Origin of the sequence: Streptosporangium sp. NPDC005286, from assembly GCF_040607515.1 — a bacterium.
GTDB lineage: Bacteria > Actinomycetota > Actinomycetes > Streptosporangiales > Streptosporangiaceae > Streptosporangium.
Window position 1 is genome coordinate 1 of record NZ_JBEXGU010000253.1, and the last position, 9,357, is coordinate 9,357.

Genomic DNA, 9,357 nt, shown 5'->3' on the forward strand with positions numbered 1-9,357 from the left:
TGCTCTACGACGAAGCCACCGCCTGGCCCACCCCTAAGGAAAAGATTGAATCAGCCGCCGCTTGACACCTCACCCACGTGAGGTGTCTACATCCCCACCTGGGAAGGCTTTCTCTACTTGGCAACTGTCATCGACTGCCACAGCAAGGCGGTCCTCGGCTGGGCGATGGCCGACCACTACCGCACCGAACTCATCAAGGACGCGATCCGGATGGCGGCCGGCACCGGCCTGCTCCAGCCGGGCGCCGTCTTCCACTCCGACCGCGGCTCGAACTACACCTCAGATGAGTTCGGCCGCTTCCTGGCCAACCAGCGCATCCGCCGCTCGGTCGGACGCACCGGGGTCTGCTACGACAACGCGATGGCCGAGTCGTTCTTCAGCGCGATCAAGAACGAATGGCTCCACCGCTTTGTCTTCGCCACCCGAGCCAAGGCGAAACGGCAGGTCATCCGCTACATCGAAGGGTTCTACAACCGGCAGCGTCTGCACTCGGCGCTCGGCTACCGGCCGCCGCTGGAAGTGCTCAACGAGTCCCTTTCGTCCCAAGCAGCCGCATAGGCTACACACCCATAAGGCGGCTGTCCGGAATCACCGTGGCCCCTCAGCCCTACTGAGGGCCCTCGAAGCGAAGGCTTGCCGACACGTTAGCCATGGCCGCGTTTGGATCAACCTCCAACATGGTCACGACCTGGGCCAACGGAGAGTTTCCGCCGACTGGATACACAGGGCGAGCCTGATCGTAGGTGGGAAGCTCCTTCGGCAAGATCAAGACCTGGTGGGCAAGGAACGCTTCCCTGATCTCATTCATGAGAGGTTCGCTGTTCCTCTGACGGTGGCGCTCCGGGTGGTCGGCAAGGAATGCTTTGAACAGGGCGCCTAAGCTTCGCTTTTAACCTGATGACGAGTGTCAGGCCGCCTGGTTGGTCGTTTTGATGGCCGGACGGCGGGGAGCAGGGCCACGGGTAGTGCCGCGCGGGCGGCCCTGGGAGTGCCCATAGGGTTGTGGTGCACTGGCGGGAGTGCCGACCTTCGCGCGAAAGGCAGCGGTCGGAACGGATGCGCACGAGCAGCTGCGCCGGTGCGGCCGGCAGGGCGAGGGCACGCACCTCCGGGCACTTGGTCGTACTCGGAGCATCGCGCGGTGGTCGTCCCGCGTCGAGAACCATCCGCTACCGGGTTAAAAGCGAAGAACTCTTAACACAATGATCCTGGCGATGGCGCGCTCGCTCGGCGGCGGCGCTCGTCCGTAGCGCTTCGCGTAGTAGCTACCTGAGGGTATACCGCAGCGCGAGGTCAATCATTTCCGTCGCGGAGTCGTCGAGTGCTCTGTCTTCCAGGGCGAAACGGAACGGTTCGACAAGACCCTGTTTGCGATGATACTCGTTTCGGCCGGCGAGCCTACGGGACTCATTGTCGACGCCCTTGATCAGGCCGAAGCGGCGTAGTGCGACGTGTGCTTCGTACATGTCGCGTGTGAGCCCGACGACATTTGTCCAAGACTGATAGTCGGCAGCCCATGCATCGTCTTCTGCATGAGTGAGTACAACCTTGAGCAGTCGCATGGGATGCGCGTGGTCCACGACGGCCCGCGGGAGGCGCCGCCGCTGTTGCTCATACACGGATCGGGGTTCTCGGGCGCTTCCTGGAGCCCGGTGGTCCCGGCACTCGCCGGCCACCATCACGTCATCCGGGTCGACCTCCCGGGCTGCGGCCAGTCCCCGCCCGCGCTGTCATACGACGTGCCCGTGCAGGCGGGCCGGGTGGCGGCGGTGCTCGACGACCTCGGCCTTCGTCGCGTCACCACGGTCGGGCACTCCAGCGGCGGTTACATCGCCACCGCGCTTGCCGAACAGCGCCCCGACCTGGTGAGGTCGCTCGCGCTGATCAGCGCCGGCCCGAGTCCCGATGCGCTCCTTCCGCAGCCGTTGCTTCTTCGGGTCCTGTTGGCCCCGCCTCTCGGCCCGCTCCTGTGGTCGAGGCGTTCGGACGCGATGATCCGCAGGGGGATAAGCGCGACGTGCGCTCGCCCCGTGGATATCCCAGACGACTTGGTCGCCGATGTACGGGGCACCACGTACCGCACGTTCAGGACGGTGCTGCGCCGCAACACCGCGTACATCGCCCAGCGGAGCGTGTCCGAACGTCTCGCCGCCCTCGAAGTCCCAATGCTGGTGATCTTCGGTACTGCCGACCGCCGCTGGGAGCCGTCGTCGGCGCACCAGTACGACGCGGTGCCGAACGCGCGGGTCGAGCTGCTGCCCGGCGTCGGGCACATACCCATGTTCGAAGCGCCCGAGACGACCAGCGAACTGCTGCTGGGCTTCACGGCAACGGCCGCTGACAGTCCGCCGGTGACCCCTAAGGCCTAGAATGGTCACGTGCTGTCGACCGGGACGCCACCCGACTGGGCGTGGGTGGACATCGCAGTCCCGCGCCGGTCAGGTCGGCTGCCGGGGATCAGCATGGCCGGGTTCCGCCAACGTGCCCTCGCACTCGTGGACATCGCCATGGTCGCGCACCCATCCGTCACCCTGATCATCGACCTGAGCGAGGGAGAAGGCCTCGTCTACGACACCCATGGCCGGCACGAACGCGGCAGTGTCGTCATCGGGCTCCTCCCCGGCGATCTTCGAGCAACTGGCCGGGGGGTCGGTGAGTGCCTCCAGATCCGGCTGGAGCCGGCCGCGGCAGCTGCGGTGTTCGGCGCAGCGACCGAGCTCAGCGGGACGGTGGTATCCCTCGAAGATGTCTGGGGCCGCGACGCCGGGAGAGCCGAGGACAGGCTGCGCGCCGCCGCGTCGTGGGACGAACGGTTCACGATCGCGGTGGAAATCCTCGGCCGACGGCTGGGCGCCCGCCCACCCGTCGATCCGGAAGTCGTCTACACCTGGCGGCGGACGCTCACCAGCCGGGGGCGGGTGCGGGTCGACGGCCTGGCGGACGAGGTCGGCTGGAGCCGCAAGCGCCTGTGGTCCCGCTTCCGGTCCCAGCTGGGCATCACACCCAAACGCGCCGCCCGACTGGTGCGGTTCGACCACGCCGCCCACCTTCTCGCGGCGGGTCACGCCGCCGCCGGCGTTGCCGCCGAGAGCGGCTACGTCGACCAGCCCCACCTCCACCGCGAGGTCAAGGCGTTCGCCGGGCTTACGCCCACGGCCGTAGCCGTCGCGCCGTGGCTCGCGATTGACGACGTTGCGTGGCCGGTCAGGGCAGTTCGTCCGCGGAATGATTTCGACCGTGGAGGGCCGGCTTGAACGTCACGGGATCAGTCCGGCATCTCGCGCCATGGTAACGACCGGGGGCCTGTTCCCGCAGGTCACGATGCTCGACTAAGAAGTCCTGGCAAAATGCGGGCAGCGGGTGAGGCGTCGCCAGCAGATGATTGCCAGCGCGAGGGTCAGGAAGGCCTCGTGGATGTCATCGCGGATCTCCCAGCGGATGCGGAGCCGGCGAAACCAGTGCAGCAGCGCGATCGTCTGCTCGACCACCCAGCGGTGGACGCCCAGGCCGGATCGCCAACATGGAGTGGTGATAGAGGCTAGTCACTCTGCTGTGAGCGAGTGGGTCGATGAGCTCACCGAGCAGATTGCGCAGCAACGACAGCAGATCACGAAACTCAGTGTTGCGAGCGGTGCGAGACGGCGCAATCGGCAGCCTGATCCGCTCGCCTCGGACGCGACGAGGGAGACGGGCCGACTGATGAGACGTTCCCGTGGCGGCCTGGGCTTCCAGCCGGTGCCACTATCCGATGGGGAACGGTGCCTGCCAGGCAGCGATTGCTCTCGCGGCAGTGACGGTGTCCCGCTCGTCTTGCTTCAGTCTGGCTGCGGATCACCATCAGCTTGTTCAGGAGACGACCGCATCGCGGTGCGCGTGGATGGCTCGGGTCAGGATTCGGCGGACATAGTCGGTATCGGCGGGGGCGTTGTCGATGAGGATGGCGGTGCACAGACCATCGGAGGCGGCGACGAGTGCGGCGATGGCCTCGGGGTCGTCGGTGAGGGTGGCTGCGAGCTCGGCGATGTTCTCCCGCCAACGACGGGCGCCAGTGCCGGGCGGCGAGCTGCCAGGGTGGACAGCTCGCGCTCGGCCAGGGCACGTTCACGGCCGGGACCGGCGGATTCGGCGATCAGCTCGGCCAGGCCACGAAGCTTGTCCCCGGGGCCGTCAATGATCTGGCGGATGCGCGTGGTGTAGGTGCCGGCGACGCTGGACAGGGCCGCGACGAGCAGGTCGTCGAGGGTGGCGAAGTAGTAGGTGCTCAGGCTGGTGGTGATGCCGGCCTGTTTGGCGACGGTGCGGTGGGTGACGCCCGCGGCACCGTCCCGCGTGACGATGGCGAGGGTGGCGTCGATGATCTCGGCGCGGCGCTTATTGCCCCGGGCCTTGCGCCCATCGATGTGCTCGCTCTCGCCGTTCATGCTCCCCTCCTGTGTGTTCCAGGGTAGTCGAGCACATCACCGCTGCTCCGTTCCGTCGTGCTGATTCTCCCCAAGCGGACGCACGTGCCGTAATGCCGTCAGGCAGAGCACGGCCGCTGCGACGATCGCGACACCGGCCACGGCGGAGGCGATGTTCACCCCGCTGGTGAACATCCGCTGCGCTTCCTGCACCACCTGGGCCGGCACTTGATCGGCGACCGACAGCGCCCCGGAGAGGCTGTCAGTGAGACGCCCCTCGATCTCGGGCGAGACGTCCGCAGAAGTGGCCATGCGGGCGGTGTAGAGGGCGGTGGTGAGGCTGCCGAGGACGGCCACGCCGACGGCGATGCCGAGTTCCTGGACGGTCTCGGACATCGCGGCGGCCGATCCGGACTTCGAGGCCGGTGCGGCGCCGACGACCATATCGGTGCCGAGGGCGGCGATCGCGCCGAGGCCGAGGTAGACGAACGCGAACCCGGCCACCACCATCACCGCATCCCCGGCGCCCGCGATGGCCAGCAGCGCGTTGTCCCCGGGATAGGCGCAGATGAGGGCCTTCACCGGCGAGCCGGGGACGAGTGACTCCTCCACGCCGTCGATGTCGGCGGCGGCGGGTACCCAGCCACCGATGTCGTTGCCGCCCCAGCGTTGCGGGCAGGTGGCCGGTACGGGCGATGACTCGCTGATCGCTCCCGAGAACACCACGGCCGCCACGCACGCCCCGGCCGCCGCGAGGCCGAGACCGATCGAAGTGGAAAGCTTCACAGTTCATAGACGTCGATTCCCGGTCGATCGGTTCGCTTCGCTGGTCCCTGTCCGGGCGCGGGGTGAATGGGATGAGGCGTGAGGCTGCCTGTAAAGGATCAACCGAAGTAGAACAGTCAGGGGAACTCTGCAACCCCCGAGCAGGTGTGCTGCGCGGGGATCATCGCGACTCACTGCTTCTCGTCTCTGAGGTGACACATTGAAAGAGGTGGCTCTGCAGCAGTACGCCCGGCTGCCGCGTGAGTACCGCGGTCTCGAAGTGTTGGCCAGCACGGTCGATGCGTACGGCCGGACACTGTGGCTGCTGTCCGACAACTCGGACGCGCTACCGGGCCCTCCACTCCCGAAGCCGTCCCCAGCCCCAAAGTAGTTTTGATCGACTCGGGTAGGTCCTCCGCTCCCGAACATGTCCCCAGCCGCCAGGTAGGTCTTGATCGTGGTCGGGGATGTGGATCGCCGCGGAGCGCTTCATGGAGCTTGTGTCAGTCGAGGAGTTCTAGAGCGGCGGGGATGAGTCCGGCGTTGATCGCCGCTTCCAGATCGTTGCGGGCATCGGGCAGCGCGCTCGCGTGCTCCTCGTCGGTCAGCTCGTCCCAGGTCTGGAGGTGGGTGCACTCGTGGGCGAGCTGCTGGCGGGCCTTGGCCAGGGCCGGCACGCGCGGGCCGTCGAGCGGGATCTTGGGCAGCGGCATGGCGTTGTCCTCAGGAGGTGGGGGTCTGGTCGGCGGGATTGACCTCGGTGGCGGCCGTGAGGGTCTTGTGGACGACGCCGATGGAGACCTTCACTCCGGCGGCGATGGTGCGGATGGACTCCCCGCGCCGGCGGCGGTCGAGGATGGCGGCGCGCTTGTCGTCGTCGACGACGGGGCGGCGGCCGCCGACCTTGCCTTGCTTGCGGGCGGCCTCCAGGCCGTTCTTGGTCTTGCGGACGATGTCGCGGCGGCGGTCTTCGGCCAGGGCCAGGGCCAGGTCGAGGATGAAGGAGCGTTCGGTGTGCTCGCCTGCGGCGATGCCCTCCAGCACCTTGACGCCGATGCCCTGCTGGAACAGGTCGTTGAGGACGATCAGCCCTTCCAGGAGGTTGCGGCCGAGCCGGTCGACCTCCTGGACGGTCAGCAGGTCGCCCTCGCGGATGTAGGACAGCGCGGTGAGCAGGTCGGGCCGGTCGGCGGTGGCGAGCTTGCCGCTGTCCTTCTCCTGGATGACCTTCAGACAGATCGGGCCGAGGGCGTCGTGCTGCCGCTGGGTCTTCTGCGTGTCGGTGCTGACCCTGACCAGGCCGATGAGCGCCATCGCGAACCACGCTTTCGTTCGTCAAACGGCTCGTTCGAGGTATCTGAACAATAGTAGGAGGCAGGCGAAGATGAACGGGAAACTGAACGCCCGAACCGGACACGGCACGCCGAGCTTCTGGTTCGGCGGGGCGTCCCGCTCGCGTTCGTCAAACGGTCGTTAGATGAACACTCGTCATGGGCTTTTCATGGGCGTGGAAGTGGGCCTTTTCTGGGCATGGCGTGGGATGCTGGGGCATGGCCCCTTCCGAGATCCCCCTCCATGATCATGAAGCGGGTCATGTCCAGGCCGAACCGGCCGTACAGGTTGAGGTGGCTCCAGAACAGGGCCGACAAGCCGCGCAGATCGGCGTACGCACAGGTACTTCTGGGGCTGATGACGCGGACCCGAGCGAGGGGCCTTGGAGCACCCCGAGCCGCCGAGCTCTTACGTGGGAACGGCGTCCGGTCACTCCTCCGTTCCCCGGCCAGCCGCATCGGCATCCGATGGAAAGGCGCATCAGAGCGAGCCCCCGCCACGCGGCTTGGCTCATCGGCGAGCAGGTGAGATCCTGAGAGTCCTTCATCGTGGCTCAGCGCTCGATCGGTCCCCGGCAGACGCCGCCTCGACCTGCGACCACCGACCGGTACGACCTCGGCCTGTGAACCTGATCGGTCACCGCCGAGGGCGGCGTCGCGGCCGCCGATCCGGACTCGGGGGCATCGCGATCCGAACGGCGCCTTGACTCCGATCTCACATCTCACCCGCTGCCAGCATCTTCAGCACATCGGCGGCCGACTCCGCCCGCCGATCACTCAATAGGGCGAGGAGCGCATCATGCCGGCAGAAGAAGGCTTGATCGAACAGGCAAGCCAGCACAGGACGAGTGCGTCTGCCCGTACAGGTCGGCGCAATCGGGTGCGGCCCGACGGCGAGATCGTGGCCGATCCGGGGCGGGGGTTGTTCTGGGGGAACCGGGGTGCGTTGCTCGGTGCCACCGGCCAGCCGACCCGCAGGCCGTCGACGCGGGCCTGGGTCTGCTGTGTGCTGGAGTTCAAGGGCTGGTGGCGGGTTCAGTGGCAACCTGGCCGGCTGACGGAGTTGTATTTCCTCGATGAGGCGACGGCCTTGGCCGCCGGCCACCGGCCGTGCGGGTTGTGCCGCGCCGAGGACTATCGGCGGTTCCAGCGGGACTGGGCTGCCGCGCTGGGAGGCGGCCTTCCCGGCGCGCCGGAGATGGATCGCAGGCTGCAGGCGGATCGGCGAGCGCCCGAGGGGTGGCAGCGCACCTTTCAGGCGGCGGCCGGTGATCTGCCGGATGGCGCGTTCGTCCGCCTGGACGGCGAGATCGGGCTGGTGCGGCAGGGGCGCTGGCGGCCCTGGTCGATGGCCGGGTACGGCGCGGCGCAGGCGATCGCTTCCGATCTTCAGGTGGAAGTGCTCACCCCCGCTGTGACGGTGCAGGTGCTGGCGGCCGGGTACGCGCCGGTCCTGCATCCGTCCGCTGGGCAGGAGTAGCCGGCCAGGACGGCCTGCTGGACGCCACCCGGCTGGACAACCTGCTGGCCGGGCGGCGCATGGGTGTCCCGTTGCCGATCGCCGTCCGCGACGACGACGGGACTGGAGGTCGTGCTGACGGCTGGGACCTGGCCACTCAGATCCAACTCGCCCGCAGCGCCCGCGCCGCCCAGAACGCCGCACCCTCCAAGCAGTCCTTGCACGCTTCGTGATCTCCGGGCAGGCGTCGCGTCTTTGTGTTCTTCGAGAGTCTGGCCCGGCCACAGTCTCCACTGCCTCGCCGTCTCGTCCCGGCCGGTCACCGTCAGGACGCGTCTCACGTTTCAGGCCGCTCGCGTGTCTCCGTTGTGGACAGGCAGCGGTTGCAGGCAGGAGATCAGAATGGACGTCCGACACGCCTATGTGGACAGCCCGGTGGGGCGGCTGCTGCTCGTCGCCGGCGGTGACGCGCTGGTGGGGCTGTTGAGCCGGTGATGACGCCACTGCCGCTCAAGGCAGCAGGACCGGTGATACCAGGAAACGAGATCGATCCGGTGGATCTGGCCGTTGAGTTCACCCGCATCGTGCCCGCCTCGGGCAGCCTGACCGTCTGCAGGCAGCAGTTCTGGCTCGGCACCCACCGCGCGGGCCTGACAGTCACACTGCGAGCCGACGCCGGCACCGTCGAGCTGCTGGCCGCCGGGGTCAGGATCAAGAAAGTGCCCTCCCGGCTCACCCCGCAGCACCTGCGGCAGCTGATCGCCGAGGGCGGCACCCGCATCCAGCCCACCACCACACCGGCCCACCCCGGTGCCGGTGCGGCGGTCGAGGTGGAGCGGACCGTCAACGCCTCCGGCCTGGTCTCCCTCGGCGGTCGGCAATACCCGGTCGGCTCCCCGTTCGCCGGACGCCGACTGACGGTCCGCCTGGAGGGCGCCGTACTGCACCTGAGCGACGGGCGCACGCTGCTGCGCGCCCTGCCCAATCCACTCACCGGTGAGGCCACGGCCCGCCTGCGCGATGCCCGCCCCGCCGGACCCGCGCCCCAGCCGGCCACCGAACCCGTCCAGGTGCAGCGGCGGGTCAGCAGCCGCGGCTGGATCGCCGTCGCCGGACAGCGCATCGGCGTCGGCATCGGCCACGCCGCAGCGACCGTGACCGTCGAAGCAGCCGACGCCACCTTCCGCATCACCCGCGCCGGCCAGGTCATCGCCGAGGTCGCCCGCACCACCACCAAGCCCATCGCCCGGTTCAAAGTCCGCAAACCTCAGCGCTAGCAGGGGCCCCGCTCGGGTCGGTGTCACCACGGGCAGTGCGCCACGAGGCGCTGATTTGTCCGGATGGAGGTGGAAGACCACCATCTCCTCGCCGTCGTAGCGGTGAGGTGAAGCTGGAGGCAGCT

General features: G+C 68.1%; 11 protein-coding genes and 1 pseudogene. 6 read left to right on the forward strand and 6 right to left on the reverse strand.

The window, feature by feature from the left end; translation table 11 throughout:
* The first annotated feature begins 90 nt into the window (after positions 1 to 90).
* Positions 91 to 558: an IS3 family transposase gene (locus ABZU75_RS43255; protein ID WP_355568291.1), complete on the forward strand. Its 468-nt coding sequence runs from the start codon at positions 91 to 93 to the stop codon at positions 556 to 558.
* Positions 559 to 1,265: 707 nt separating this feature from the next.
* Here ABZU75_RS43255 and ABZU75_RS43260 read toward each other — a convergent pair.
* A complete protein-coding gene (locus ABZU75_RS43260) occupies positions 1,266 to 1,562 on the reverse strand; it encodes a hypothetical protein (RefSeq protein WP_355568263.1) in 297 nt (98 codons plus the stop codon).
* On the opposite strand from ABZU75_RS43260, the gene ABZU75_RS43265 reads away from it, so the two are divergent.
* On the forward strand, positions 1,533 to 2,369 hold the full coding sequence (locus tag ABZU75_RS43265) for an alpha/beta hydrolase (protein ID WP_355568267.1): 837 nt from the start codon (positions 1,533 to 1,535) through the stop codon (positions 2,367 to 2,369). The two genes, ABZU75_RS43260 and ABZU75_RS43265, sit on opposite strands and share 30 nt — an antisense overlap.
* 126 nt (positions 2,370 to 2,495) lie before the next feature.
* Positions 2,496 to 3,254, forward strand: coding sequence for a helix-turn-helix domain-containing protein (locus tag ABZU75_RS43270; RefSeq protein ID WP_355568270.1), 759 nt, complete (start codon positions 2,496 to 2,498; stop codon positions 3,252 to 3,254).
* 75 nt (positions 3,255 to 3,329) lie between these two features.
* Here ABZU75_RS43270 and ABZU75_RS43275 read toward each other — a convergent pair.
* The 5 genes and pseudogenes from ABZU75_RS43275 to ABZU75_RS43295 all read right to left on the reverse strand — a co-directional run.
* A pseudogene (locus ABZU75_RS43275) lies at positions 3,330 to 3,512 on the reverse strand (hypothetical protein); the annotation flags it as partial.
* 334 nt (positions 3,513 to 3,846) lie between these two features.
* The gene (locus ABZU75_RS43280) at positions 3,847 to 4,023 is read right to left on the reverse strand and encodes a hypothetical protein (RefSeq protein WP_355568293.1); all 177 of its coding nucleotides are present in this window, start codon (positions 4,021 to 4,023) and stop codon (positions 3,847 to 3,849) included.
* Between the two features lie 434 nt (positions 4,024 to 4,457).
* Positions 4,458 to 5,186: a hypothetical protein gene (locus ABZU75_RS43285; protein ID WP_355568273.1), complete on the reverse strand. Its 729-nt coding sequence runs from the start codon at positions 5,184 to 5,186 to the stop codon at positions 4,458 to 4,460.
* Between the two features lie 482 nt (positions 5,187 to 5,668).
* Positions 5,669 to 5,878, reverse strand: a complete 210-nt coding sequence (locus ABZU75_RS43290) for a hypothetical protein (RefSeq protein WP_355568275.1) — start codon at positions 5,876 to 5,878, stop codon at positions 5,669 to 5,671.
* A 10-nt stretch (positions 5,879 to 5,888) separates the two neighbouring features.
* A complete protein-coding gene (locus tag ABZU75_RS43295; RefSeq protein ID WP_355568279.1) occupies positions 5,889 to 6,479 on the reverse strand; it encodes a recombinase family protein in 591 nt (196 codons plus the stop codon).
* A gap of 816 nt (positions 6,480 to 7,295) precedes the next feature.
* Here ABZU75_RS43295 and ABZU75_RS43300 point away from each other — a divergent pair.
* The 3 genes from ABZU75_RS43300 (at position 7,296) to ABZU75_RS43310 (ending at position 9,232) form a co-directional block, all read left to right on the forward strand.
* Positions 7,296 to 7,976: a hypothetical protein gene (locus tag ABZU75_RS43300; RefSeq protein WP_355568282.1), complete on the forward strand. Its 681-nt coding sequence runs from the start codon at positions 7,296 to 7,298 to the stop codon at positions 7,974 to 7,976.
* A 59-nt stretch (positions 7,977 to 8,035) separates the two neighbouring features.
* Positions 8,036 to 8,188: a hypothetical protein gene (locus tag ABZU75_RS43305; RefSeq protein WP_355568285.1), complete on the forward strand. Its 153-nt coding sequence runs from the start codon at positions 8,036 to 8,038 to the stop codon at positions 8,186 to 8,188.
* A gap of 321 nt (positions 8,189 to 8,509) precedes the next feature.
* Positions 8,510 to 9,232 carry a hypothetical protein gene (locus ABZU75_RS43310; RefSeq protein ID WP_355568288.1) on the forward strand — a complete coding sequence of 241 codons (723 nt, stop codon included), beginning with the start codon at positions 8,510 to 8,512 and terminating at the stop codon, positions 9,230 to 9,232.
* Positions 9,233 to 9,357 lie beyond the last annotated feature (125 nt).

Bases quoted from the DNA above. Each gene is read 5' to 3' on its own strand.
- ABZU75_RS43300 (WP_355568282.1), top strand. From the start codon at position 7,296: ATGCCGGCAGAAGAAGGCTTGATCGAACAGGCAAGCCAGCACAGGACG.
- ABZU75_RS43295 (WP_355568279.1), bottom strand. From the start codon at position 6,479: ATGGCGCTCATCGGCCTGGTCAGGGTCAGCACCGACACGCAGAAGACC.
- ABZU75_RS43265 (WP_355568267.1), top strand. From the start codon at position 1,533: ATGAGTGAGTACAACCTTGAGCAGTCGCATGGGATGCGCGTGGTCCAC.
- ABZU75_RS43260 (WP_355568263.1), bottom strand. From the start codon at position 1,562: ATGCGACTGCTCAAGGTTGTACTCACTCATGCAGAAGACGATGCATGG.
- ABZU75_RS43305 (WP_355568285.1), top strand. From the start codon at position 8,036: ATGGGTGTCCCGTTGCCGATCGCCGTCCGCGACGACGACGGGACTGGA.
- ABZU75_RS43290 (WP_355568275.1), bottom strand. From the start codon at position 5,878: ATGCCGCTGCCCAAGATCCCGCTCGACGGCCCGCGCGTGCCGGCCCTG.